This window comes from Halomonas mongoliensis (assembly GCF_052496345.1).
In genome coordinates this window covers 200,247-224,191 of sequence record NZ_CP199288.1, presented here as the reverse complement: position 1 = coordinate 224,191, position 23,945 = coordinate 200,247, and the positions used below count along the sequence as shown (strand labels likewise).

General features: G+C 69.9%; 21 protein-coding genes. 16 read left to right on the top strand and 5 right to left on the bottom strand.

Annotated features, from left to right (window positions below; genetic code table 11):
* Positions 1-2: 2 nt before the first annotated feature.
* The 4 genes from moaC (at position 3) to ACRYRV_RS01045 (ending at position 2,803) form a co-directional block, all read left to right on the top strand.
* Complete coding sequence (gene moaC / locus ACRYRV_RS01060; protein WP_444984233.1) at positions 3-839, top strand: cyclic pyranopterin monophosphate synthase MoaC; 837 nt, start codon at positions 3-5, stop codon at positions 837-839.
* A 4-nt stretch (positions 840-843) separates the two neighbouring features.
* Complete coding sequence (gene moaE / locus ACRYRV_RS01055; RefSeq protein WP_253451298.1) at positions 844-1,293, top strand: molybdopterin synthase catalytic subunit MoaE; 450 nt, start codon at positions 844-846, stop codon at positions 1,291-1,293.
* Positions 1,294-1,344: 51 nt separating this feature from the next.
* Positions 1,345-2,337: a GTP 3',8-cyclase MoaA gene (moaA, locus tag ACRYRV_RS01050; protein WP_253452088.1), complete on the top strand. Its 993-nt coding sequence runs from the start codon at positions 1,345-1,347 to the stop codon at positions 2,335-2,337.
* A gap of 175 nt (positions 2,338-2,512) precedes the next feature.
* Positions 2,513-2,803: an H-NS family histone-like protein gene (locus tag ACRYRV_RS01045; protein WP_444984234.1), complete on the top strand. Its 291-nt coding sequence runs from the start codon at positions 2,513-2,515 to the stop codon at positions 2,801-2,803.
* Between the two features lie 98 nt (positions 2,804-2,901).
* Here the strand turns inward: ACRYRV_RS01045 and ACRYRV_RS01040 are convergent, their stop codons facing one another.
* On the bottom strand, positions 2,902-4,497 hold the full coding sequence (locus ACRYRV_RS01040; protein ID WP_444986242.1) for a ribonuclease J: 1,596 nt from the start codon (positions 4,495-4,497) through the stop codon (positions 2,902-2,904).
* Between the two features lie 231 nt (positions 4,498-4,728).
* Between ACRYRV_RS01040 and purU the strand changes: the two genes are divergently transcribed.
* Positions 4,729-5,583 carry a formyltetrahydrofolate deformylase gene (gene purU, locus ACRYRV_RS01035; protein WP_253451305.1) on the top strand — a complete coding sequence of 285 codons (855 nt, stop codon included), beginning with the start codon at positions 4,729-4,731 and terminating at the stop codon, positions 5,581-5,583.
* A 39-nt stretch (positions 5,584-5,622) separates the two neighbouring features.
* Positions 5,623-6,294, top strand: a complete 672-nt coding sequence (locus ACRYRV_RS01030; protein WP_253451308.1) for an energy-coupling factor ABC transporter permease — start codon at positions 5,623-5,625, stop codon at positions 6,292-6,294.
* Positions 6,295-6,580: 286 nt separating this feature from the next.
* On the opposite strand, the gene dinB is transcribed toward ACRYRV_RS01030, so the two are convergent.
* Together dinB and lexA are read right to left on the bottom strand one after the other, a co-directional pair.
* Positions 6,581-7,645, bottom strand: a complete 1,065-nt coding sequence (dinB, locus tag ACRYRV_RS01025) for a DNA polymerase IV (RefSeq protein WP_253451310.1) — start codon at positions 7,643-7,645, stop codon at positions 6,581-6,583.
* Entirely contained in the window at positions 7,626-8,273 is a 648-nt protein-coding gene (gene lexA / locus ACRYRV_RS01020) for a transcriptional repressor LexA (protein WP_253451313.1), read from the bottom strand. Before lexA ends, dinB begins: the two co-directional genes overlap by 20 nt.
* A 248-nt stretch (positions 8,274-8,521) precedes the next feature.
* Between lexA and ACRYRV_RS01015 the strand changes: the two genes are divergently transcribed.
* The 3 genes from ACRYRV_RS01015 (at position 8,522) to ACRYRV_RS01005 (ending at position 11,007) form a co-directional block, all read left to right on the top strand.
* Positions 8,522-9,184 (top strand): TetR/AcrR family transcriptional regulator, encoded by a 663-nt coding sequence (locus ACRYRV_RS01015; protein WP_444984235.1) that lies wholly within the window; start codon positions 8,522-8,524, stop codon positions 9,182-9,184.
* A 164-nt stretch (positions 9,185-9,348) separates the two neighbouring features.
* Entirely contained in the window at positions 9,349-10,359 is a 1,011-nt protein-coding gene (nagZ, locus tag ACRYRV_RS01010; RefSeq protein WP_309635883.1) for a beta-N-acetylhexosaminidase, read from the top strand.
* Between the two features lie 72 nt (positions 10,360-10,431).
* Entirely contained in the window at positions 10,432-11,007 is a 576-nt protein-coding gene (locus ACRYRV_RS01005; RefSeq protein WP_253451321.1) for a hypoxanthine-guanine phosphoribosyltransferase, read from the top strand.
* A 395-nt stretch (positions 11,008-11,402) separates the two neighbouring features.
* Here the strand turns inward: ACRYRV_RS01005 and ACRYRV_RS01000 are convergent, their stop codons facing one another.
* A complete protein-coding gene (locus ACRYRV_RS01000; protein WP_444984236.1) occupies positions 11,403-13,094 on the bottom strand; it encodes an AMP-binding protein in 1,692 nt (563 codons plus the stop codon).
* A 73-nt stretch (positions 13,095-13,167) separates the two neighbouring features.
* A complete protein-coding gene (locus ACRYRV_RS00995; protein ID WP_253451327.1) occupies positions 13,168-13,617 on the bottom strand; it encodes a MerR family transcriptional regulator in 450 nt (149 codons plus the stop codon).
* 263 nt (positions 13,618-13,880) lie between these two features.
* Here ACRYRV_RS00995 and ACRYRV_RS00990 point away from each other — a divergent pair, with 263 nt between their 5' ends.
* The 7 genes from ACRYRV_RS00990 (at position 13,881) to ACRYRV_RS00960 (ending at position 23,874) form a co-directional block, all read left to right on the top strand.
* The gene (locus ACRYRV_RS00990) at positions 13,881-15,047 is read left to right on the top strand and encodes an acyl-CoA dehydrogenase family protein (protein ID WP_444984237.1); all 1,167 of its coding nucleotides are present in this window, start codon (positions 13,881-13,883) and stop codon (positions 15,045-15,047) included.
* A 12-nt stretch (positions 15,048-15,059) separates the two neighbouring features.
* On the top strand, positions 15,060-16,214 hold the full coding sequence (locus ACRYRV_RS00985) for an enoyl-CoA hydratase/isomerase family protein (RefSeq protein ID WP_444984238.1): 1,155 nt from the start codon (positions 15,060-15,062) through the stop codon (positions 16,212-16,214).
* A gap of 80 nt (positions 16,215-16,294) precedes the next feature.
* Positions 16,295-17,191 (top strand): 3-hydroxyisobutyrate dehydrogenase, encoded by an 897-nt coding sequence (gene mmsB / locus ACRYRV_RS00980; RefSeq protein ID WP_444984239.1) that lies wholly within the window; start codon positions 16,295-16,297, stop codon positions 17,189-17,191.
* Positions 17,192-17,317: 126 nt separating this feature from the next.
* Positions 17,318-18,724 (top strand): MATE family efflux transporter, encoded by a 1,407-nt coding sequence (locus ACRYRV_RS00975; protein WP_445005978.1) that lies wholly within the window; start codon positions 17,318-17,320, stop codon positions 18,722-18,724.
* 68 nt (positions 18,725-18,792) lie between these two features.
* Entirely contained in the window at positions 18,793-19,281 is a 489-nt protein-coding gene (locus ACRYRV_RS00970; protein WP_445005977.1) for a DUF1289 domain-containing protein, read from the top strand.
* Complete coding sequence (locus tag ACRYRV_RS00965; protein WP_445005976.1) at positions 19,272-19,916, top strand: tRNA-(ms[2]io[6]A)-hydroxylase; 645 nt, start codon at positions 19,272-19,274, stop codon at positions 19,914-19,916. The genes ACRYRV_RS00970 and ACRYRV_RS00965 overlap by 10 nt, the downstream gene beginning before the upstream one ends.
* 31 nt (positions 19,917-19,947) lie before the next feature.
* Positions 19,948-23,874, top strand: a complete 3,927-nt coding sequence (locus ACRYRV_RS00960) for an AAA family ATPase (RefSeq protein WP_445005975.1) — start codon at positions 19,948-19,950, stop codon at positions 23,872-23,874.
* Positions 23,875-23,945: the final 71 nt, after the last annotated feature.

The following is a 23,945-nucleotide window of genomic DNA, read 5'->3' as shown; positions in this document are numbered from 1 at the left end:
TCATGTCACTGACCCATCTCAACGCCCGCGGCGAGGCCCATATGGTCGACGTTGCCGACAAGCCGGAGAGTCGCCGCGAGGCCAGCGCCTCCGGGCGCATCCAGATGCATCCCGACACCCTGGCGCTGCTCGCCGAGGGCGGCCTGCCCAAGGGTGACGTCCTGGCCACGGCGCGCATCGCTGGCATCCAGGCCGCCAAGCGCACCCACGAACTGATTCCCCTCTGCCATGCCCTGGCGCTCTCCAAGGTGGCCATCGACTTTACCCTGGACGAGGCGGCGAGCTGCGTCGAGGTGAGGGCCACCTGCCGGCTCAACGGCCGCACCGGGGTCGAGATGGAGGCGCTGACCGCGGTCTCCGTGGCCTGCCTGACCCTCTACGACATGTGCAAGGCGGTGGACAAGGAGATGGAGATCGGCGCCATCCACCTCGACACCAAGACCGGCGGCAAGTCCGGCGACTATCGCCGGGAGGGCGCGGCCGCCGCCGCCGAACCGGTGGTGCGTGCCGTCGACGGCCCCATCGTCACCGGTGAGGGCCAGGCCGGCCAGGTCGCGCTGGGCAGCCGCTGCGACATCGCCGCCCCCTGCGTCCGCGTGAAGTGCCTGGCCGAGCTGCGCGAGCGCCTGGGCGTCGGCGACGTTTCCATGCCCCTGGGCGACCTCGAACGCACCGACGTGGCCGGCCTGAAGGCGGCCCTCAAGACGCTCGACCCGCGCTTCTCGCGCCTCGACGAGGGCCGGGTGCTCTGCGCCGTCAACCAGGTGATGGCCAGCGACAGCACGCCGCTCACCGACGACGATGAAGTGGCCTTCTTTCCCCCCGTGACCGGAGGCTGAGGCGATGATTCGAGTACAGCAGGCGCCCTTCGATGCCGGCGCCGAACAGCAGGCCCTGCTCGCCGGGCGCACCGATATCGGCGCCGTGGTCTGCTTTACCGGCCTGGTCCGCGACTTCAACGAGACGCCGGAGGTCACCGCCCTGACCCTGGAGCACTACCCCGGCATGACCGAGTCGGCCCTGGAGGCGATCGTGGTCGAGGCCGAGGCGCGCTGGCCCCTGGACGGCGTGCGGGTGATTCATCGGGTTGGACGACTGGCCCCCGGAGACCCTATCGTGTTGGTAGCGGTGGCCAGCGCCCATCGGCGGGCGGCCTTCGAGGCCTGTGATTTCATCATGGACTACCTCAAGACCCGCGCCCCCTTCTGGAAGAAGGAGCATGCTACCGGCGGTGACTACTGGGTCGCCGAGCGCGACTCCGACCACGCCGACGCCAGCCGCTGGGAGGCCTGATCACGCTGCCGCCATTCTCGCCCACCTGCCCGGAGAGAGACCATGACAACGCTGCCCCCTGAGCTGATCGACGACTTCGGCAGGCGCGTGCGCTATGTGCGAATCTCGGTGACCGATCGCTGCGACTTTCGCTGCGTCTACTGCATGAGCGAGGAGATGACCTTCCTGCCCCGGGCCCAGGTGCTGACCCTGGAGGAGCTGGCCCTGGTGGCCCGGGCCTTCGTCGAGCTGGGGGTGGAGAAGGTGCGGCTGACCGGCGGCGAACCCCTGGTGCGCCGCGATATCGACCGGCTGGTCGGCGAGATCGGCGCGCTGCCCGGGCTCAGGGACTTCGCCATGACCACCAACGGTGCCGGGCTCGGCCGCTTTGCGGCGAAGCTGCGCGCCGGGGGCCTCGGGCGGCTCAATATCAGCCTGGACTCCCTGGACCCGGCGCGCTTTCGCCGGCTCACCCGCACCGGGGAGCTTGCCCGGGTCATCGACGGCATTCGCGCCGCCCGGGAGGCGGGCTTCCAGCGCATCAAGCTCAATGCGGTCATCCTCAAGGGGCGCAACGACGACGAGGTGCTCGACCTGGTCGACTTCGCCCGGCGTGAGCGCCTCGATATCAGCTTTATCGAGGAGATGCCCCTGGGGGATGTCTCCGACCATCGCCGGGACGAGACCTTCTGCTCCAGCGACGAGGTCCAGGCGCGGATCGAGGCGCGCTATCCGCTGCTGCCGACCACCGAGTCCACCCTGGGCCCCTCGCGCTACTTCCGCATGGCCGACAGCGAGAGCCGCGTCGGTTTTATCTCCCCTCACAGCCACAACTTCTGTGCCAGCTGTAACCGGGTTCGGGTGACGGTGGAGGGGCGCCTGCTGCTCTGTCTGGGCAATGAGCACTCCGTTGACCTGCGTCGGGTGCTGCGCGCCCACCCCGGGGATATCGACGCGCTCAAGCGCGCCATCGTGGCCGCCATGCCCCTCAAGCCCGAGCGCCACCACTTCACCACCGACGGCGATGTTCAGGTGGTCCGCTTCATGAACATGACCGGCGGTTAAGGGCGACCGCCGGGGCGCTTTCGACGCTTATCCAGCCGCGCTTCGCCTCGCCATCGCGACGAAATTCCCGCCCCTCACGGCGGGAATTTCTTGCTAATACGTGCATGATGCATATACTTTTGTCAGACACCTAGCAGCAACAACCCGTCTCATTTTCTGGTTCAGGAGGGGACCCATGTCCAGCGAATCCCTGGAGCGCATCGCTCGCAACAAGAACGTCGCCCGCGCTGCCGCCCGCCAGCTCAGCATGGAGCAGCTGCACAAGCTCTCCGAGGTCATCGAGGAGGTGATCGAGCTGAAGAAGAATGAGGAGCGCCAGCGTCAGGAAGAGGAGCAGCAGAAGGAGCGCAAGCGCAACGAGATTCTCGAGGCGATCAGCGAGGCGGGCCTTTCGGTGGACGACCTGGTCACCGAACCGCCTCGTCGCAAGCGCGGCCGTCCGCCCAAGAACGCCACCAAGGCGTAGGCTAGGGCCCCGCGCTCCTTCAGGCCGGCACCGGCCGCACTGCAGCAAAAAAGCCGCTCCGGGAGAGCGGCTTTTTTTGCATGCTTTTCCGGGAAAGCCTAGCCGACTTCCCTGGCATGGGGGGCCTCCACCGCCATGATCTGCAGGTGGATATCCGGCAGGCGGCGCAGGTGGTCGGCGAACCAGCCGATCAGGCGAGGCTGCAGGGCCAGGCGCAGCTCCGCCAGGGTCTCGGCGGTGATCGAGGCCAGGGCGTCATCCAGCCAGTCGCTGAAGGCGTCTTCGTCGATGGGGCTCGCCTGGCTGGCGTCCAGCATCAGCCGGCCGATCCGGGTCCAGCCCCCCTCGCCGGTGGAGGCCACCGAGAGCGCCAGGTAGAGGCTGCCGTGGCGGGGGCCGTGGCGCTCCGCGGCCAGGCCCGGCAGCGGCGCCACGGCGTTCTGGCTGACGATGCAGGGCGGCTGGGGGTGGCGGGACTCCAGGGTGAGGCCCTCGCCGTCCAGGCGGATCAGGTCGCCGTTGACCGGCACCAGGGGCGCCTCGATGCCGAGCGCCTCGGCCAGCTCGCAGTGGGCCTGCTGGTGGCGGGCCTCGCCGTGCACCGGCAGCAGCCGGCGGGGGCGGACCCAGCCGTAGAAGGTGCGCAGCTCCTCCTGGGCGGGGTGTCCCGAGGCGTGCAGCTCCGGATGGTTGAACTCGTCGAGCAGCGTCACCCCCAGGCGCCTGAGCCCGTTCTTGAGACGCTCGATCAGCAGCTCGTTGCCGGGAATCGCCTTGGCCGAGAAGATCACGCTGTCGCCGGGGCCCAGCTCCATGGCGTGGTGGCGCCCCCGGGCCAGGCGGCTGAGCGCCGCCCGGGGCTCCCCCTGGCTGCCGGTGGCGATCACCAGCACCTCCTCCGGCGGCAGGTAGCCGAGGTCGGCGGTGGGCACCAGGGGCGGGAAGTCGTCCAGGTAGCCCAGGCCCCGGGCCACCGCCACCATGCGCTCCATGGAGCGCCCCATCAGGCTCACCCGGCGGCCCGCCCGGTGGGCGGCGCGGCCGATGGCCAGCACCCGGGCCAGGTTGCTGGCGAAGCAGGACACCACCACCCGCCCCTGGCAGGCGGCAATGGTGTGCTCGAGGGCCCGGGCCACCTCGCCCTCGCTGCGGGAGTGGCCGGGCAGGGGAGCATTGGTGGAGTCGCCCACCACCAGGTCCACCGGGCCGATGGCGCGGAAGGTCGAGGCGGCGATGGGGTGGCCGATCAGCGGCTCGGGGTCGAGCTTCCAGTCGCCGGTATGCAGCACCCGATGCTCGCCGGCGGCCAGCAGCAGGGCGCAGCTCTCGGGGATGGAGTGGGACACCGGCAGGTAGCGCAGGGTGAAGGGGCCGCTCTCCAGGGCCTCGCCGGGTTCGATGACCTGAATGGCGTCGGTGGCGAGCCCCCGCTCCACGAACTTGGCGCGCAGCAGGCCCGCGGCCAGGGGCGTGGCGTGGATCGGACAGCCCCACCTGGGCCACAGCCAGGCGGCGGCGCCGATATGGTCCTCATGGCCGTGGGTGATGATCAGCGCCCGGGGTCGGATGCCGAGGGTGGCCAGCAGCTCGAGATTGGGCACCTGAAGCGGGCTGTCGGGGAGGTCCTGGCGGATCATCATCCCGCAGTCCACGGCCACCCACTCCTCGGCGAAGCCGTAGAGGCTCAGGTTCATGCCGATCTCGCCGCAGCCGCCCAGGGGGAGGAAGTGCAGGGGAGGGCGGCGGCGGGGGCGAATCTGGACTCTGGGCTGGGGCATGGGGCGCGGCGGGCTCGAAAAGTGTTCCTTCACTATACGGGAAGGCGCCCGGGCGCCACAACGCGGGGCGTGGCGAGGGTGTCGGAAACCGCTGTTTTCGCTACACTAGCGACCCTTCGAATGTCAGCCGCAAACCAGAGTGCCGTCATGTCACACTACTACCGCCTGGTGGTCTCCTGCCCCGATCGGGTAGGCATCGTCTCCCGCGTCTCCGGCTTTATCGCCGGTCACGGCGGCTCCATCACCGAGGCGAGCCAGCACTCCGACCTGGAGACCGGCCGCTTCTTCATGCGCTACGAGATCCTCGCCGACTCCATCAACATGCCCCCCGAGGCGCTGCGCGAGGCCTTCGCGCCCATCGCCGAGGAGTTCGACATGACCTGGGCGCTGACCGACACCCGCCAGCGCCCGCGGGTGGTGCTGATGGTCTCCCGGGAGTCCCACTGCCTGGTGGACCTGCTCTACCGCTGGACCGCCGGCGAGCTCGACTGCGACATCGCCGCGGTGATCTCCAACCATGAGACCATGCGCGGCCTGGCCGAGTGGCACGGCATTCCCTACCACCATGTCCCGGTGGACCCCGCCGACAAGCAGCCCGCCTTCGACGAGGTGGCCCGCCTGGTGGAGGAGCTGCGCGCCGACTGCGTGGTGCTGGCCCGCTACATGCAGATCCTGCCGCCGGCCCTGTGCGAACGCTACGCCGGCCGGGTGATCAATATCCATCACAGCTTCCTGCCCTCCTTCGCCGGGGCCAAGCCCTATCACCAGGCCTACGAGCGCGGCGTCAAGCTGATCGGCGCCACCTGCCACTACGTCACCGAGGAGCTCGACGCCGGCCCCATCATCGAGCAGGACATCCACCGGGTCAGCCACTGCCACACCCCGGATGACCTGGTGCGCTTCGGGCGGGACGTGGAGAAGGCGGTGCTGGCCCGGGGGCTGCGCTGGCACCTGCAGGATCGCGTGCTGATCCACGGCAACAAGACGGTGGTCTTCGCCTGACCCGTCCGGCCGAACGGCCACGTCCAAGGAGGAACGCCCATGTCCTTCAGTGAAGCGGTGCTCTCGCCCTGGCTGATGGCGCTCTGCGCCCTGGTCTCGCTGCTGCTCTACGGGCTGGCCCTGGCCCAGCGCCCCTGGCGGGCGCTGCTGGCCGACAGCGCCCTGCAGCACCGCTGGCTGGCGGCCACGGTGGCGGTGCTGCTGATGTGGCAGCTGCGGGCCCAGGCGGTGGATTGGCTCTCCCTGCACCTGATGTTCACCGCCCTGCTGACGCTTGTCTTCAAGGCGCCCCTGGCGCTCACCTCGATCCTGATCGTCAACCTGGCGGCGGTGGTCACCGGGCGGGTGGCCTGGCCGCTGCTGGGGGTCAACCTGCTGGTCACCGGCGTGGTGCCGGCGCTGGTGATGGTGCTGATCTGGCGCCTGGTGGACCGCCGCCTGCCCGACAACCTGATGGTCTTCCTCTTCATCTGCGGCTTCTTCGGCGCGGCGCTCTCGAGCCTGGCCGCGGGGCTTGCCGCCGTGGGGCTGATGGCGCTGGGCGCCAGCGACGCCCACGCCCTCTATCAGGCCATGGAGTACGCCCGCTTCCTGCCGCTGCTGATGCCCTCCGAGGCCTTTATCACCGGCATGCTGATGGCGATCCTGCTGGTCTACCATCCGAGCTGGGTCGCCACCTTCAACGACCATCGCTATATCGACACCAAATAGAAACGACAATCGCGCAGAATCTGCGCTCCTACAGGTGGCACCTTCCCCTGTGGGAGCCCGATTTATCGGCGATAGGCGCCCCCATCCGTTGGCAACACTGCCATCGCGCAGAATCTGCGCTCCTACAGGTACAGGTGGCACATTTTCCTGTAGGAGCCCGATTTATCGGCGATAGGCGGCAGGCATGGGGCCCTCATCGCGTAGGAGCCCGATTTATCGGCGATAGGCGGCAGGCACGGGTCCCTCATCGCGTAGGGGCCCGATGTATCGGCGATCGACCTTGTTCCTACAGCTCCAGCGCCAGCTGCCGCCGCTCGGCCTCGGGGCGCAGGCGGGCGCCGACGCCGAGCAGGCGCACCGGGCGCCGGCCGCGCTCCCAGGCCTGCTCCAGCAGGCGAGCATAGGCGTCGAGCCCCGGGGCGAGGCCGCGGCTCTCCAGGGTGGTCAGGCTGAAATCATCGAAGCGCACCTTGACCACCAGGCCCGCCAGGGGCGGGCGGCCGTAGCGGGCCAGGCGCTCCTCCAGGCGCTCGCAGAGGGGCGCCAGCGCCTCCCGGCAGCTGGCCAGGTCGGGGAGGTCCCGGGCGAAGGTGGTCTCCACGCTGATCGACTTGCGCTCCCGCTCCACCTTCACCGGGCGCTCGTCGATGCCTCGGGCCAGCTCGAAGAGGCGCCGGCCGAACTTGCCGAACTCCTCCAGCAGCCGCGCCAGGGGAAGCGCGCGCAGCTCCTCGCAGGTGGTGATGCCCAGCGCCTCCAGGCGCGCCCCCGTGGCCGGGCCGACCCCGTGCAGCTTCTTCACCGGCAGGTCGCACAGGAAGGCCTCCACCCGCTCCGGGGCGATGACGGTCAGGCCGTCGGGCTTCTCCCAGTCGCTGGCGATCTTGGCCAGGAACTTGCTCGGCGCCGCGCCCACCGAGAGGGTGATGCCGGTGCGCGCCAGGCACTCCGCCTTGAGCCAGCGCGCCATCCAGGTGGCGCTGCCCGAGAAGCGCTCCACGCCGGTCACGTCGAGATAGGCCTCGTCCAGGGAGAGGGGCTCCACCAGCGGGGTCAGTTCATGGAAGATCGCCTGGATCCGTTGGGAGACCTCGCGGTACTTGGCGAAGTCGCCGGGGAGCAGGACCAGCTGGGGGCAGAGGCGCAGCGCCCGGGCCGTGGGCATCGCCGAGTGGATGCCGTAGGCCCGGGCGGGGTAGTTGCAGGTGGCGATCACCCCGCGCCGCTCGGGGCTGCCGCCGATGGCCAGGGGCCGCTCGGCCAGCGCCGGGTTGTCGCGCATCTCCACCGCCGCATAGAAGCAGTCGCAGTCGGCGTGGAGAATCTTCCGCTCAGGCGAGGGCCTGACCATTGCCGCCGCGGATGACGCCCACGCCGATGCCCTCGATCTCCAGCGCCTGGTGGCGCAGGTCCACCTCGATGGGCGGAAAATCGGCGTTCTCGGCGATCAGGGTCACATGGTGGCCGCTGCGCTGGAAGCGCTTCACGGTGACCTCCTCCTCCAGGCGCGCCACCACGATCTGGCCGTCCCTGACCCGCTCGGTGCGGTGCACGGCGAGCAGGTCCCCCTCGAGGATGCCGATATCCTTCATGGAGAGGCCGCGCACCTTGAGCAGGTAGTCCGCCCTGGGGGTGAAGTACTCCGGGGGCAGGGGGCAGTAGCGGTCGATATGCTCGGCGGCCAGTATCGGGCTGCCCGCGGCCACCTCGCCGATGATCGGCAGGCCCTGGCTCGGGGGCGTGCCCTCGCTCTCCTCCTGCTCCTGGGCGGGCAGGCGGATGCCCCGGGAGGTGCCGGCGATCATGCGGATCACTCCCTTGCGCTCCAGGGCGCGCAGGTGCTCCTCGGCGGCGTTGGGGGAGCGGAAGCCCAGGGCGCGGGCGATCTCGGCCCGGGTGGGCGGATAGCCCATCTCGTGGATGGTCTTGACGATGAAGTCATAGACGTTCTGCTGGCGCTGAGTGAGGGGGCGTGCCATGCGACCTCCGGCTGTCGGTTGTGGCGAACGGGGTTCGCGTGCTGTGTCCAAGTATACAGCATGTTGTTCTGTACAGTAATCCTGGGGAAAAGGGGGCGCTCCGTGACCAGGCGTCGCGGCTGCCTCCGCGGGCGTTAAAAGAGGTGTTTGAAACGTGAGGCCGGGGCCGCGCATTGAGCCGAGGGGCACGGCTGGCGTACAATCGGGCCACGTTTGAAACAGATGTTTATAATCAGGAAGGCTCCCCCATGGCCCAGCCGGACACCGTTACCCGCATTCTCGATACCGCCGAGGTGCTGTTTGCCGAGCGCGGCTTCGCCGAAACCTCGCTGCGCACCATCACCAGCAAGGCCAAGGTCAACCTGGCCGCGGTGAACTACCACTTCGGCTCCAAGAAGTCGCTGATCCAGGCGGTCTTTGCCCGCTATCTGGACCCCTTTACCGAGCGCTTCCACCGCGCCCTGGACGAGCTGGAGCACGCCTACGGGGGCAAGGTCATTCCCCTGGAGGTGCTCCTGGAGACCATGGCGCGCACCGTGCTGGAGGTGCCGGCCGAGCGCAACAGCCTCAAGGTGTTCATGAAGCTTTTGGGGCTCGCCTACAGCCAGGCCCAGGGCCACCTGCGGCGCTATATTCAGGAGGAGTATGGCAGCGTCTTCACCCGCTTCACCGAGCTGGTGCGCCAGGCCACCCCGGAGCTGCCCGACCACGAGCGCTTCTGGCGCCTGCACTTCATGCTCGGTACCGTAATCTTCACCCTCTCCGGCCTTGACGCCCTGCGTGACATCGCCGAAAAGGACTATGGGGAGCATGTCACGGTGCGCGACCTGATCCGCCGGCTGCGCCCGGTGGTGGTGTCCGCCATGCAGGCGCCGCTGCCGGAGCCCGCTCCCCGGGCTGAGCAGCCTTGACAGTGCCATAGCGAGAGGCGACGGGGGCAGGTCGGAGAGGGGGGGCGAGGGCCTGTCGCCGGAAAAGCCTTGAGCGGGGCGACAGCACTGCAGGCGTCTTGAGCATCTGTCACTCCTGCACGCTTTGCCCTAGAATCTGGCCCCTTTCACGGTGAGGAAGCGACATGACCCAGAGCCTCGGCCCGGTGATGCTTGACCTGGAAGGCACGGCGCTGACCGCGGAGGAGCGCCGGCTGCTCAAGCGGCCCGAAGTGGGTGGCGTGATCCTGTTCGCCCGCAATACCGAGTCCGCCGAGCAGGTGCGCGCCCTCGCCGGCGAGATCCGCCGCCTGCGCCCCGAGCTGCTGCTGGCCATCGATCAGGAGGGCGGCCGGGTGCAGCGGCTGCGCGAGGGGGTGACCCGGCTGCCCCCCATGGGGCGCCTGGGCGCCGGCTTCGCCGATAGGCCCGAGGTGGTCCAGCGGCTCTGCCAGGACGCCGGCTGGCTGCTGGGCATGGAGATGGCCGCCTGCGGCCTGGACCTGAGCTTCGCCCCGGTGCTCGACGTCGACGACGGCACCTCCAGCGTGATCGGCGACCGCAGCTTCTCCGCCGACCCCGAGGCCGTGGCGACCCTGGCCGGCGCCTTCGTCAACGGCCTCCACGAGGCGGGCATGGTGGCGGTGGGCAAGCACTTCCCCGGCCACGGCGGGGTGGCGGCGGACTCCCACCATGAGCTCCCGGTGGACCCGCGGCCCCTGGAGGCCCTGCGCGAGCGCGACCTTTTGCCCTTCACCCGCCTGGCCGCCCGGCTCGACGGTGTGATGCCGGCCCACGTGGTCTATGCCGACTTCGACCCGCGCCCCGCCGGCTTCTCCCCGGCCTGGCTCGGCATGCTGCGCCAGAGCCTCGGCTTCAAGGGCGTGATCTTCTCCGACGACCTGAGCATGGCCGGTGCCGCCAGCGCCGGCACCCCCGCCGAGCGGGCCCTGGCCGCCCTCAACGCCGGCTGCGACATGCTGCTGGTCTGCAACGACCGCGCCGCCGCCCTGGAAGTGCTGGACGCCTGCCGCGACCGCCCCGGCGCCAGCCGCCTCGCCAAGCTGCGCTATGGCCGCGCCCGCCCGGAGCTCGGCTGCCTCGCCGCGCTCTCCCGCTGGCGGCGCGTCCACGCCCACCTCGAATCCCTGGGATAACCCCCAGGGTCCGACCCCAAAGTTCCCTGAGGGGTCTGACCCCGAAAGCCACTTAACCTGCGAGACACCACCATGTCCCGACTCGACCACGATGCCCACCCCCTTGCCGAGATGCGCGAGGTGATGGAGAACGCCGACTGCCTGATCTCCCAGGGGGCGGTGGAGCGCGCCCTGGATCGCATGGCCGACGAGATCAGCCGCGACCTGGGCGACAAGCTGCCGGTCTTCTACTGCGTGATGAACGGCGGCCTGATCACCACCGGCCACCTGCTGCCGCGCCTCGGCTTCCCCCTGGAGGTGGACTACCTCCACGCCACCCGCTACCGCGGCAAGACCCGCGGCGGCGAGCTCTTCTGGCGGGTCTCGCCGGAGGTGCCCATGGCCGGGCGCCACGTGGTGATCGTCGACGATATCCTCGACGAGGGCGCCACCCTGGCCGCCATCCTCGACTACTGCCGGGAGGCCGGCGCGGCCAGCGTCTCCACCGCGGTGCTGGTGGACAAGCAGCACGACCGCAAGGCGGTGCCCGGCCTTCGGGCCGACTACTGCAGCCTGGAGGTGGCCGACCGCTACGTCTTCGGCTTCGGCATGGACTACAAGGGGTACTGGCGCAACGCCCCGGGGATCTTCGCCCCGAAGGGGATGTGATCGCGCGGATTTCTTGTGGGAGGGGCCAAATCGCCGATAAATCGGGCTCCTACGGGGTGAGGGGCTGTGCCTGCCGCTGATCGCCGATAAATCGGGCTCCTACAGGGGAAGATGCCACCTGTACCCGTAGGAGCGCAGATTCTGCGCGATGGCAATGGCAGTGTTGCCAATGGATGGGGTCGTCAATCGCCGGATACACCGGGCTCCTACAGGGGAAGATGCCACCTGTACCCGTAGGAGCGCAGATTCTGCGCGATGGCAATGGCAGTGTTGCCAACAGATGGGGTCGTCAATCGCCGGATACATAGGGCTCCTACAGGTGGATGTGCCGCCTGTAGGAGCGCAGAATCTGCGCGATGGCCGGAGGATCGCCGATAGCTGGGTTCCTGAAGGCCTTACGCCAGCCCCAGCTCGTGGGTCGCCTCCTCGCGCATCTTGAACTTCTGGATCTTGCCGGTGACGGTCATCGGGAACTCGTCGACGAACTTCACGTAGCGCGGCACCTTGTAGTGGGCGATCTTGCCCTTGCAGAACGCCTTGAGCCCGTCGGCGTCGAGCTGCTGGCCGTCGGCGAGCTTCACCCAGGCCATCACCTCCTCGCCGTACTTCTCGTCGGGCACGCCGATCACCTGGACGTCGGAGATGGCGGGGTGGGTGTAGAGGAAGTCCTCGATCTCGCGGGGATAGATGTTCTCGCCGCCGCGGATGATCATGTCCTTGATGCGCCCCACGATCGCCACATAGCCCTCGTCATCCATGGTGGCCAGGTCGCCGGTGTGCATCCAGCCGGCGCTGTCGATCGCCTTGTCGGTGGCCTCCTCGTTGTTCCAGTAGCCGAGCATCACGCTGTAGCCCCGGGTGCAGAGCTCGCCGGTCTCGCCGCGGGCGACCACGGCGCCGGTCTCCGGGCTCACCAGCTTCACCTCCAGGTGGGGGTGAACGGTGCCCACGGTGGTGACCCGCTTCTCCAGGGGGGCATCGGTCTGGGTCTGGAAGCTCACCGGGCTGGTCTCGGTCATGCCGTAGCAGATGGTGACGTCCTTCATGTTCATGCGCTCGATCACCTTGCGCATCACCTCGATGGGGCAGATGGAGCCCGCCATGATGCCGGTGCGCAGGTGGGAGAGGTCGAAGCTCTCGAAGTCAGGCAGCTCCAGCTCGGCGATGAACATGGTGGGCACGCCGTAGAGGGCGGTGGCCTTCTCCTCGGAGACCGCGCGCAGGGTCGCCTCGGGGTCGAAGCCGTCCCCCGGGTAGATCATGGTGGCGCCGTGGGTCACGCAGCCCAGGTTGCCCATCACCATGCCGAAGCAGTGGTAGAGCGGCACCGGGATCACCATGCGGTCCTCTTCGGTGAGCGCCATGGTGCGCGCCACGAAGAAGCCGTTGTTGAGGATGTTGTGGTGGGAGAGGGTGGCGCCCTTGGGCGCGCCGGTGGTGCCCGAGGTGTACTGGATATTGATCGGGTCGTCGAACTGCAGGGTCGCCTGCACCTCGGCCAGGTGCTCGGCGGAGACCTCATCGGCGTGGGCCAGCATCGACTGCCAGCTGAACATGCCGGTCAGGGCGCGGTCGGCGTCCAGGCAGACCACCCGCTTGAGCTCGGGGAGCTTGGCGCTCTTGAAGGTGCCGGGGCCGCCTTCGCGCAGCTCGGGGGCCAGCTCCGCCAGGGTGGCCACATAGTCGGAGCTCTTGAACTTGCCCTGCAGGATCAGCGTGGAGGCGCCGGACTGCTTGAGGGCGTACTCCAGCTCGTGGGTGCGGTAGCTGGGGTTGATGTTGACCAGCACGGCGCCGATCTTCGCCGTGGCGAACTGGGTGATGGTCCACTCGGCGCAGTTGGGCGACCAGATGCCGACCCGGTCGCTCTTCTTCACGCCGAGGGCCAGCAGGGCGCGGGCGGCCTGGTCCACGGCGGCCTGCAGCTCGGCCCAGGTGTAGCGCAGCCCCTGGTGGAGGCTCAGCAGGGCCTCGCGGTCGGGGAAGCGGGCCACCGTCTCATCGAAGCAGTCGCCGATGGTCTGCCCCTTGAGGGGGGTGTCGCTGATACCGCTGACGTAGCTGATCGGGGTGTGTTGGCGTGTCATGTGTGCGTCTCGCGTTTGTTGCAGAAATTGTTGGGCGGTGTGACAACACGATCATGATCCTGGCGGCGCGGGGTCAGTGCCTGGGCGGCTCGGCGCCGAGCCCGGAGAGCACCTCCCGGGCGCGGCTCTCCACGTCGTCGAGCTCCTTGTGCATCAGCCGGATATCCTCCAGCTGGCGCTCCAGGTTGGCCCGCTTGTCGGCCAGGATCTCGAGAAGACGCTGCAGCTGGCGGGCGTTACCGTCGGGCATGGCGTCATACATCATCACCACCTCGCGGATCTCCGCCAGCGAGAAGCCCAGGCGCTTGCCGCGCAGGGTCAGCTTCAGACGCACCCGATCCTTCTCATGGTAGATGCGGGTCTGGCCGCGGCGCTCCGGGGCCAGCAGCCCTTCCTGCTCGTAGAAGCGGATGGTGCGCGGCGTCACCTCGAACATCTTGGCCAGCTCGCCGATGCCGTAGGTGCGGCGCTGGCGGGGCAGGCCGCCGGTCGGAGCGGCGGCGTTCGCAGTGCGCTGAGTCATGAGCGTCTTCCTTTGTTGTGTGGGCGGGTCGGGGCGCAGACCGCCCGCCTGACGGCAACACTAGCCGAGGTTTACGTTAACGTAAAGTGCTTGTTCGACCATGGGCTGATGTGGGATAAACCAAGCAAGTGCTAGGTTGGGGCTGATCCCGGCTGCAGCCGTTCGCCTCAACCGGCAGAATCAACACGCGCACATCAGCATCAACAACAACATCAACAGCCCCGCTGCGGCGGGCAAGCGATACGCAAGACGAGGATACCGCCATGGATTTCGCCCTGACCGATGACCAGAAGGCGCTGGTGCAGGCCGCCGCCGACTTCTCCAAGGCCGAGCTGGCCGACCACGCCGCCGAGTGGGACGCCGAGTCCCACTTCCCGCTGGACGTGATCCGCCGCGCCGGCGAGACCGGCTTTCTGGGCATCTACACCCCCGAGGAGCAGGGCGGGCTGGGCCTCTCGCGTCTCGACGCCTCCCTGATCTTCGAGCAGCTCGCCCAGGGCTGCGTGGCGACCACCGCCTATCTTACCATCCACAACATGGTGACCTGGATGATCGCCTCCTGGGGCGATGACGCCCTGCGCGAGGCCTGGGTGCCCCAGATGATCAGCGGCGAGGTGCTGGGCTCCTACTGCCTCACCGAGCCCGGCGCCGGCTCCGACGCCGCCAACCTGCGCACCAAGGCCGTTCGCGACGGCGACGACTATGTGATCAGCGGCTCCAAGATGTTTATCTCCGGCGCCGGTGCCACCGAGGTGCTGGTAGTGATGGCGCGTACCGGCGAGCCCGACAGCGGCGCCGGCGGCGTCTCCGCCATCGTGGTGCCCGCCGATGCCGCCGGCATCGAGTATGGCAAGAACGAGGAGAAGATGGGCTGGAAGAGCCAGCCCACCCGGCTGGTCAGCTTCGATTCCGTGCGGGTGCCGGTCGCCAACCGCCTGGGCGCCGAGGGGGAGGGCTTCAAGCTCGCCATGAAGGGGCTCGACGGCGGGCGCCTCAATATCGCCAGCTGCTCCCTGGGGGCCGCCCAGCACGCCCTGACCCTGGCCCGGGACTACATGGCCGAGCGCAAGCAGTTCGGCCGCGCGCTCAGCCAGTTCCAGGCCCTGCAGTTCAAGCTCGCCGACATGGCTACCGAGCTCATGGCCGCCCGGCTGATGGTTCGCCAGGCCGCCTGGCGCCTCGACCAGAACGACCCCGAGGCCCCGGCCCACTGCGCCATGGCCAAGCGCTTCGCCACCGATGTAGGCTTTCAGGTCTGCAACGAGGCCCTGCAGCTCCACGGCGGCTATGGTTATATCCGCGAGTACCCCCTGGAGCGGCTGGTGCGCGATACCCGCGTCCACCAGATCCTCGAAGGCACCAACGAGATCATGCGCCTGATCGCCGGTCGCCGCCTGCTGGCCGACGGCGTGATCGAGTCGCTGCAATAAGGAGCACAACCGATGACGGATCTTCCCGTACGCTTCGACGAGCTGCCTACCGCCTGCGGCGGGCGCGTCGGCGTGGCCACCCTCAACGCCCCCAAGTCCCTCAACGCGCTCTCGCTTGAGATGGTGCACCAGCTCGAGGCCAAGCTGGACGCCTGGGCGGTGGATCGCAGCATCGTGGCGGTGTGGCTCGAGGGCAGCGGCGACAAGGCCTTCTGCGCCGGCGGCGACGTGGTGGCCCTCTACCGCTCGCTCACCGAGGAGGGCGAGAATCGCGGCGCCGGCCGCGACAGCCTGCTGGCCGAGACCTACTTCACCGCGGAATACCATCTCGACCACCGCATCCACACCTACCCCAAGCCGCTGCTGGTGTGGGGCGACGGCATCGTCATGGGCGGCGGCCTCGGCCTGATGGCCGGCGGCTTCCAGCGCATCGTCACCGAGACCACCCGCATCGCCATGCCCGAGATCACCATCGGGCTCTACCCGGACATCGGCGCCAGCTGGTTCCTCAACCGCATGCCGCCGGGGGTGGGCGCCTACCTGGGGCTCACCGGCGCCCAGCTCAACGCCCGGGACGCCCTGGACCTCGGCCTCGCCGACCGCTTCATCCCCCGGGAGCGCCGCGGCCTGGTGCTCGCCGCTCTCACCGAGGCGGACTACGGCGACCGCAGCGGCGGCGCTCTGCGCGCCGGCGTCCAGGCCGCCCTGGACCGCCACGAAGACCGCACCACCGCCCCGGCGGGGCAGGTGTGGCCGCATATCGACCATCTCCAGGCCCTGGTCGGCGCCGTGGACGCCCCCACCGCGGTGGCGCGCATCCTCGCCGACGAAGCCGACGACAAGTGGCTCGCCGCCAACCGGGCGCGCCTGGCCGACGGCTGCCCGATGAGCGCCCACCTGGTGTGGCGCATGCTGCAGCGCCACGCCCACACCAGCCTCGCCGACGCCTTCCGCGACGAGCTGGTGCTCTCGGTGCAGTGCTGCCGCCACGGCGACTTCGTCGAGGGCGTCCGCGCCCTGCTGATCGACAAGGACAAGAGCCCCCAGTGGAGCCATCCCGACGCCGCAAGCGTCCCGGAAGAGGCCGTCCAGGCGCTCTTCGTCTCCCCCTGGTCCTCGGAGGAGCACCCCCTGCGCGACCTCGGCCTCGGCCACCGCGTCGGCTAACCCCGCTTCGGGGTCAGACCCTTAATTCCCCTTAGGGGTCTGACCCTAAAAACAACTTAACAATCACAAGGAGCACCACCATGAATATCGCCTTTATCGGCCTCGGCAATATGGGCGCGCCCATGGCCAGCAACCTGGTCAAGGCCGGGCATAGCGTCACCGTCTTCGACCTGGTGGAGAGCGCCATGCAGGCGCTGGAGAGCGAGGGGGCCAGCCGCGCCGCCAGCGCCGAGGCCGCCGCCCGGGAGGCCGAGGTGATCATCTCCATGCTGCCCGCCGGCGCCCACGTCAAGGGCCTCTACCTGGGGCGCAACGGCGAACCCGGGCTGTTCGACGCCGTGGCGGGCAAGCCCCTGGTGATCGATGCCTCCACCATCTCTCCGGAAGATGCCCGGGCCGTCGCCGCCGCCGCCGCCGAGCGCGGCATCTGCTATCTGGACGCCCCGGTCTCCGGCGGCGTGGGCGGTGCCAAGGCCGGCATCCTGACCTTTATCGTCGGCGGCGAGGCGGCCGGCTTCGAGAAGGCCAGGCCGGTGCTCGAGGCCATGGGCAAGAATATCTTCCACGCCGGCGACAACGGCGCGGGCCAGGTGGCCAAGATCTGCAACAACATGCTGCTCGGCATCCTGATGAGCGGCACCGCCGAGGCGCTCGCCCTGGGTGTCAAGAACGGCATGGACCCGGCGGTGCTCTCCGAGATCATGAAGCAGAGCAGCGGCGGCAACTGGGCGCTCAACGTCTACAACCCCTGGCCCGGGGTGATGGAGGGCTCCGCCGCCTCGCGGGACTACCAGGGCGGCTTCCTCACCGACCTGATGGCCAAGGACCTCGGCCTCGCCTGGGAGCTCGCCCTGGGCTCGAAATCCACCGTGCCCATGGGCTCCCAGGCCCGCAACCTCTTCGCCCTGCACAGCGCCCAGGGCAACGGTGGCCTCGACTTCTCCAGCATCCAGAACCTCTACTGCGCCGGAGAGTAACCCTCTCCCGGGGTCAGACCCTTAAATCCCCTTTGGGGTCTGGGTCTGACCCCAAAATTCCCTTAAGGGTCTGACCCCGAAGGGGGGCGGTGCTACCATGCCCGCTTTGTTCGTGTGAGAGCGTGCATGTCCTCTTCTTCACCTGCGGCGGCGCCGGGGCGTCCCATGCGGCGGGAGCTGCTGGAGGGGCCCATCGCGGCGACCCTGCTGCGCAAGACCCTCCCCGTCATCGGCGGCATGATCGCCATGATGAGCTTCAATCTTGTGGATACCTGGTTCATCGCCCGCCTCGGCACCGAGCCGCTGGCGGCGGTGTCCTTTACCTTCCCGGTGGTGTTCACCGTGATCAGCCTGGCCATCGGCCTGGGAATCGGCACCTCGGCGGTGGTGGCCCGGCGGCTGGGGCGGGGGGAGTTCGAGACGGTGCGCCGCCGCGCCACCGACGCGGCCCTGCTCGCCCTGGCGGTGGGCCTCTTGATGACGCTGCTGGGCCTGGCCACCCTGGAGCCGCTCTTCCGCCTGCTCGGCGCCGACGATGCCCTGATGCCGCACATCCGCGACTACATGGGCATCTGGTACCTGGGCGCGGCGGCGGTGATCGTGCCCCGGGTGCTCAACAGCGTGCTGCGCGCCCACGGCAACACCGTCACCCAGGGGCTGATGATGGCCCTGGCCGCCGGCGTCAACGTGCTGCTCGACTGGCTGCTGATCTTCGGCGTGGGGCCCTTTCCGGCCATGGGGGTCTCCGGGGCGGCGCTGGCCACGGTGCTGAGCTGGGGCCTGATGGCGGTGGCGCTCGGCTTCCAGAAGGAGCTGCGCGGCCTGATCGACCTCGCCGGCCTGACCCGGGCGGGGCTGCTCGACTCCTGGAGGGAACTCGGCCGCATCGCCGGCCCGGCGGCGCTCACCAGCGTCTTCACGCCCATCGCCATGGGCCTGCTGACCCGCATCATCGCCGGCTACGGCCACGACGCCGTGGCCGGCTTCGGCGTCGGCACCCGCATCGAGGCGGTGGCCCAGATCGCCGTGCTCGGCCTCTCCATGACCCTCTCGCCGCTGGTCAGCCAGAACGCCGGGGCCGGCCAGTTCGACCGGGTGCGCCGGGCGATCCTCGGCTGCTTCGCCTTCGTGCTGGCCTGGCAGCTGCTGGTGTGGCTGCTGCTCCAGGGGCTGGCCCCGGGGATCGTCTCCGGCTACGCCGAGCGCGAGGCGGTGGGGGAGGTGCTGCGCACCTTCCTGTGGCTGGTGCCCCTCGGCCTCGGCGCCCAGGGGGTGGTGATCCTGGCGGTGTCGTCGTGCAATGCCCTGCACCGTCCCGCCCGGGCCATGCGCCTCTCGGTAACGCGCCTCTTCCTGCTGCTGGTGCCCCTGGCCTGGCTGGGCGGCCGGCTGGCCGGCCCCGCCGGCGTCTTCGCCGGTATGCTGGCCGCCAACGGCCTGATGGCCATCGTCGCCTGGTGGCAGATCCGCCGGCTGCTGCGCCAGGTCTCGACGCCCGGTGAGGCAGCGGAGTCAAGCGCCACCAAGGGCTAGTCGGGCGCGACTGTTTCAAACGTTCATTTCGCGTTAACATCAACGTTGAATTCAACGAGGGGGACGCCATGGGCGCCATCGCTTCGCCCTGCGTGGGGCTCTGCTCCACCACCCTGGGCGACCGCACCTGCCGCGGCTGCCAGCGGGCCGATACCGAGATCCGCGACTGGTTCGGCCTCGGCGACGACCAGCGCCGCGTCCGCATGGCCGAGCTCGACGCCCTGCGCGAGGCCGTGGCCGGCCGCTACCTGCGCCTGGTCGATGCCGCCGCTCTGGAGGCCCAGCTCGAGCGCCACCGCATCCGCTTTCGGCCCGACCAGCCCGGGCTGTCCCGGGCGGTGGAGCTCTTGCGGGTCGGCCGCGAGCAGATCCGCGAGCTCGCCCGCTATGGTCTCGCGCCGACGGGGGAGGGCGAGGGGCTCGCCCTGCCCGAGCTCCATGCGCGCCTGGCCGCCGAACTGCGCGCCGCCGCCGACGCCCGCGGCCTGGCCCTGGCCGCCCATGACGCCTCCCCGAGTCCATCCGCTTCCTCAGCCGAGACCCCTTCATGTCCGTGACGCTTCCCGAGCCCGTCAACGACAGCGCCGACGACCTGCTGTCCGCCGAGCTGCTCGCCTTCCTGCGCTGCCGCACCCCCGACGCCTGGGTCGCCTGGGCGCTCGACAACCCCGAGCTCCTGCTGATCGACCACGCCCAGTGCGAGAAGAAGGCCGCCTCCACGGCGATGAGCCTGCTCTATCGCTACGTGGACCAGCCGCTGCTGCTCACCAAGATGAGCCAGCTGGCCCGGGAGGAGCTCCTGCACTTCGAGCAGGTGGTCAAGCTGATGGAGAGCCGCGGCATTCCCTACCGCCATATCAGCGCCTCCCGCTACGCCGAGGGGCTGCGGCGGCACGTGCGCCCGGAGGAGCCCGAGCGGCTGGTGGACATCCTGATCATCGGCGCGCTGATCGAGGCGCGCAGCTGCGAGCGCTTCGCCCGGCTGATTCCCCACCTGGACCCCGAACTTGCCAAGTTCTATCGCACTCTGGTTAAGTCGGAAGGGCGCCACTACGAGGACTACCTGATGCTGGCCCAGCACCTGGCCGCTTCACCCATCGAGTCCCGAGTCGAGTTCTTCGCCGATCGCGAAGCCGACCTGGTGCTGACGCCCGACACGGCGTTCCGTTTTCACAGCGGCGTACCGGCCTGAGGCCGCCGCCAGAAACAGGCAGGACGACATGATGCGGGATGCTTCCGACGCCACCGATACCCCACAAACGGATCGGCTGGCTCTCTTCGGCCACTTCTCGCTGACGCTGGGTGAGGACGCGCTGACCCAGTTCAGCTACGACAAGGTCAAGGCGCTGCTGGTCTATCTGCTGCTGCATCACCAGCCGGTGAGCCGCGCCAGCCTGGCCGAGCTGCTGTGGCCCGACCAGGGCCTCTCCTCCGGGCGCACCAACCTGCGCCACGCCCTGCACTGCCTGCGCCAGTCCCTGGGCGAGCACGCCGACGAGGTGCTGGTCGTCTCCCGTCAGACCATCGCCTTCCGCCTGCCGGCCGGCTGGCAGTTTGACCTCCACGAGGTGCAGCGCCTGCTCGACGGCGAGCGCGACCTGCCCACCCTGGCCCGCCTGCTCGAGCACTACCGGGGCGACCTGGTCGAGGAGCTCCAGCTCAACAGCTGCGGCGACTTCCAACGCTGGCTGGTGCAGGTGCGCAACGACTGGCGCCAGCGGGTGATCCGCTTCGCCGAGGCGGTGCTCGAGCAGCACGACAGCGCCCCCGACCGCCTGCTGGTGGACCTGGTCAACCGCTTCTCCGGCTACGGCCCCTTCCACGAGCGGCTGGTGCGCCAGCTCGCCGAGCAGGGCCAGCTGGCCGCCGCCCACGAGCAGTACAACGCCTACCTGCAGCTGCTGGCGCTCTCCGGCCAGCAGCCCGAGCCCGCCTTCCTGCAGCTGGCCCGCCACTGGTCCGACACCCACGCCGATGCCGCCGCCGCCGGGGGCGTGGGCTTCGCCCGCACCCTGGCGCCGGACAGCGCCCCCCTGCGGGAGGAGGAGATCGAGCAGCGCCAGCTCTCGGTGATGGCCATTCGCCTGCGCCTGAAGGGGGATCTCTCCAGCCGCCCGGCCAGCCGCGACTGCCTGATGCTGCAGTGCGAGCTGCTGCGCTGGCTGGAGGAGCAGTGCCACCATCTGGGCGGCTTCTGGCTGCCCGGCGCCACCGGCGGCCTGGGCCTGGCCTGCTTCGGCACCCACGGCCCCGCCCACCAGCTGGCCGAGCTGGTGGCGCTCTTCGAGCACTGCCGGCGCATGCTCCCCGAGGAGTGCGAGCGCCACTGGGGCGGGGAGGGCGAGCCGCCCCGGGTGGAGCTCTCCGCCGGCCTCAACAGCGGCCGAGTGGTCTACCTGCCGGAGCGCGGCCTGGTGGACCCCCTGGGCCAGGTGACCCAGGGGTCGCTGGAGCTGATGGCCGCCGCCGAGGGCAGCGAGCTGGTCATCTCCCAGGAGGCGAGCCAGCATATGCCGCCGGCCCTGGACCTGCAGCCCCGGCTCAGCTCGCGGCTGGTGGCCAGCGACGGCCGGGTGCGCCTGCGCGCGCTGGTCCTGGGGGCGAATGAAGGCGGCCGCGAGGCGCTGCCGCCCAGCCTGGTGGGGCGCGAGACGGCGCTGCGCACCCTGCGCGACGCCCTGGCCCGGGCCGGCATCGGCCTGCGCCAGAGCGTGCAGGTGCGCGGCCCCTCCGGCATGGGCAAGTCGGCGCTGATGGTCGGCTTTCGCCAGCTGGAGCAGAGCCGCGACGCCGCCATCTGCTGGCAGCCCAATACGCGGCTCTCGGTGCAGGAGCCCCACGGCGTGGCCCGTCAGCTGGTGCGCTGGCGCCTGAACGAGCGCATCACCCCCGAGGCCCTGGCGCGCCTGGCCGAGGCCCTGGGGCTGCCGGCGCTCGACGAGCCCCGCCGGGAGCTTCTCGAGGAGGCCCTGGGCGCCCGGGAGCCCCGCGAAGTCGCCCTGCTCACCCAGAGCGGCGAGGCGGTGGAGCTGGTGGTGGGGCTGCTGCAGCGGCTGATCACCGCCTTTGCCGCCGAGCGCACCCTGGTGCTGATGATCGACGACCTACAGTGGCTCGACGAGCCCAGCTTCAAGGTGCTGGCCGGCCTCCAGGCCCGCCTGCCGATCAACTGCGCCTTCATGCTGGTGGCCAGCCACCACGGCCGCGAGGCGCTGCCGGCGCGGCTCCACTGGGACCAGCAGATCACCCTGGGCAAGCTCGACCCCATGCAGTCCTCCCGGCTGCTCTCCCAGCTCGCCCGCCGCTACCGCATCCACCTGAGCCCGCGGCTGCGCGGCCAGATCATCGAGCGCTGCGACGGCGTGCCCCTCTACCTGCAGGAGATCTGCCGCCGGGTCGACATGGACCGCCGCGAGGGGCGCAGCGTCCACCTGGACGAGCTGCCCCACGGCCTGCTCGGCCTGCTCGGCAGCCGCATCGACCAGCTCGACGCCGACCGCGAGGTGGCCCACGCCGCCGCCGTGCTGGGCCGGCGCTTTCGCTTCGACTTCCTGGCCGAGTGCAGCGGCTGGGAGAAGCTGCGCCTCGGCCAGGCCCTCGAGCAGATGCGCCGCCTGGAAATCATCGAGCCCGTGGAGGGCGACGAGGACGGCCGTGAATACCAGTTCACCCACCAGCTGCTCCAGGAGGCCGCCTACCTCTCCTGCCCCCGCGACGTGCGCACCGCCATCCATCGCCAGGTGGTTGAGCTGATCGAGGAGCGCTTCCCCATGTGGATCAGCCGCCACCCGGGGGACTTCGCCACCCACCTGCGGCGCAGCGGCCACTACGCCCGGGGCGCGCGCTACTACGAGCTGGCCGCCCGGGAGGCGCTCAAGGTCAGCGCCAACCGCACCGCCCTGAAGATGGCCGACCTCGGCCTCGCCAGCCTGCGCCAGGTGGAGGATCAGGCCGAGCGCGAGATCAGCCTGCTCACCGTGCGCGGCCAGGCCGCCTTCGCCCTGGAGGGCCACGGCTCGCCCACCGCCCACGAGAGCTTCGTGCGCGCCCGGGAGCTGCTCCAGGGCCTGGGGGAGGGCGCGGGCGAGGAGGGCGGCGACGCCGAGGACCTCGAGCAGGCCTTCCTGGTCAAGTGGGGCCTCTGGGTCGGCTGCAGCCAGCGCCACGCCCATGCCGACGCCTTCCACCTCGCCTCCCGGCTCGCCGGCCTCGCCGAGCGCATGGAGGATCCCCGCTACCGCCGCCTGGCCGAGTACGCCCGGGCCAGCTGTGAGTACTGGGCCGGGCGCATCCAGCGCGCCTACGACCACCTGGAGGAGATCAACCCCCTCGAATCGCCGATGATGATCGAGTGGCTCCCCTTCTCCGACCACCCCCAGGTGGCCGCCGCCTGCTTCCAGGGCTGGGCGCTCTGCCTGCGCGGCGACTACCGCCGCGCCGAGACCCAGGTGGAGTCCGCCATCCGCCTCGCCGAGAAGATCGGCCACCCCGGCAGCCTGGCCATGGCGCTGATGTACGCCGCCGCCCTCTACCGCCAGCTGGGCCATGTGCATCTGGCCGCCGCCCGGGCCGAGCGCGCCTTCGAGCTCACCGGCACCCAGGACCTGCACCTCTGGCAGATGTCTGCCCGAGGCGTGCTGGGCTGGCAGCGCGCCATCGCCGGCGACCGCGAGGGGCTCGCCCAGGTGGAGCAGGCCCAGGAGGAGCTGATCGAGCTCACCGGCCGCGACCCCCACAGTCGCCCCTCGCTCTGGTACGTGGACGCCTGCGTCGCCCTGGGCGAGCACGGCCGCGCCGAGGAGTACCTGGACCAGGCGCTGATCCTCGCCCGGGAGAAGACCACGCTCTTCGTGCCCGAGCTCGCCGTGCAGCTCGCGCGGGTTCGCCAGCGTCTCGGTCACCCGCGCGAAGAGCTTATCGCCCTGGCCGAGCTCGCCCTGGCCCAGGCCCGTGAAGACGGCAACCTGCATCTGCAGATCGGCGCCCTGGAGCTCTGGCTCACCGTCATCGACCCCGCCGACGAGAGCGTCCGCCAGGAGTTCCGCCGCCTCCTCGCCGAGGTCAGCCACTCCGACGCCCCGGTCATCGCCCGCTGGCGCAGCCTCCTCGACCGCGCCCTCCCGCACCCCGCCAACGCCGACGCCCTCTAGGGCGGCGGGGCAGCTGCTGCGGAGCTGTGGGGTTGTGGGAGGCCGGCTCCGCCGGGCGAATGGAGGCCGCA

Coding starts and splice junctions, on each gene's coding strand:
- moaE (WP_253451298.1), top strand. CDS start 844: ATGATTCGAGTACAGCAGGCGCCCTTCGATGCCGGCGCCGAACAGCAG.
- ACRYRV_RS01000 (WP_444984236.1), bottom strand. CDS start 13,094: ATGACACGCCAACACACCCCGATCAGCTACGTCAGCGGTATCAGCGAC.
- nagZ (WP_309635883.1), top strand. CDS start 9,349: ATGACCCAGAGCCTCGGCCCGGTGATGCTTGACCTGGAAGGCACGGCG.
- ACRYRV_RS01040 (WP_444986242.1), bottom strand. CDS start 4,497: ATGAACCTGAGCCTCTACGGCTTCGCCGAGGAGTGGGTGGCCGTGGAC.
- ACRYRV_RS01030 (WP_253451308.1), top strand. CDS start 5,623: ATGTCCTTCAGTGAAGCGGTGCTCTCGCCCTGGCTGATGGCGCTCTGC.
- ACRYRV_RS00970 (WP_445005977.1), top strand. CDS start 18,793: ATGGGCGCCATCGCTTCGCCCTGCGTGGGGCTCTGCTCCACCACCCTG.
- ACRYRV_RS00990 (WP_444984237.1), top strand. CDS start 13,881: ATGGATTTCGCCCTGACCGATGACCAGAAGGCGCTGGTGCAGGCCGCC.
- ACRYRV_RS01015 (WP_444984235.1), top strand. CDS start 8,522: ATGGCCCAGCCGGACACCGTTACCCGCATTCTCGATACCGCCGAGGTG.
- purU (WP_253451305.1), top strand. CDS start 4,729: ATGTCACACTACTACCGCCTGGTGGTCTCCTGCCCCGATCGGGTAGGC.
- ACRYRV_RS01005 (WP_253451321.1), top strand. CDS start 10,432: ATGTCCCGACTCGACCACGATGCCCACCCCCTTGCCGAGATGCGCGAG.
- lexA (WP_253451313.1), bottom strand. CDS start 8,273: ATGGCACGCCCCCTCACTCAGCGCCAGCAGAACGTCTATGACTTCATC.
- mmsB (WP_444984239.1), top strand. CDS start 16,295: ATGAATATCGCCTTTATCGGCCTCGGCAATATGGGCGCGCCCATGGCC.
- moaC (WP_444984233.1), top strand. CDS start 3: ATGTCACTGACCCATCTCAACGCCCGCGGCGAGGCCCATATGGTCGAC.
- ACRYRV_RS00985 (WP_444984238.1), top strand. CDS start 15,060: ATGACGGATCTTCCCGTACGCTTCGACGAGCTGCCTACCGCCTGCGGC.
- dinB (WP_253451310.1), bottom strand. CDS start 7,645: ATGGTCAGGCCCTCGCCTGAGCGGAAGATTCTCCACGCCGACTGCGAC.
- ACRYRV_RS00960 (WP_445005975.1), top strand. CDS start 19,948: ATGCGGGATGCTTCCGACGCCACCGATACCCCACAAACGGATCGGCTG.
- ACRYRV_RS00995 (WP_253451327.1), bottom strand. CDS start 13,617: ATGACTCAGCGCACTGCGAACGCCGCCGCTCCGACCGGCGGCCTGCCC.
- ACRYRV_RS00965 (WP_445005976.1), top strand. CDS start 19,272: ATGTCCGTGACGCTTCCCGAGCCCGTCAACGACAGCGCCGACGACCTG.
- ACRYRV_RS00975 (WP_445005978.1), top strand. CDS start 17,318: ATGTCCTCTTCTTCACCTGCGGCGGCGCCGGGGCGTCCCATGCGGCGG.
- ACRYRV_RS01045 (WP_444984234.1), top strand. CDS start 2,513: ATGTCCAGCGAATCCCTGGAGCGCATCGCTCGCAACAAGAACGTCGCC.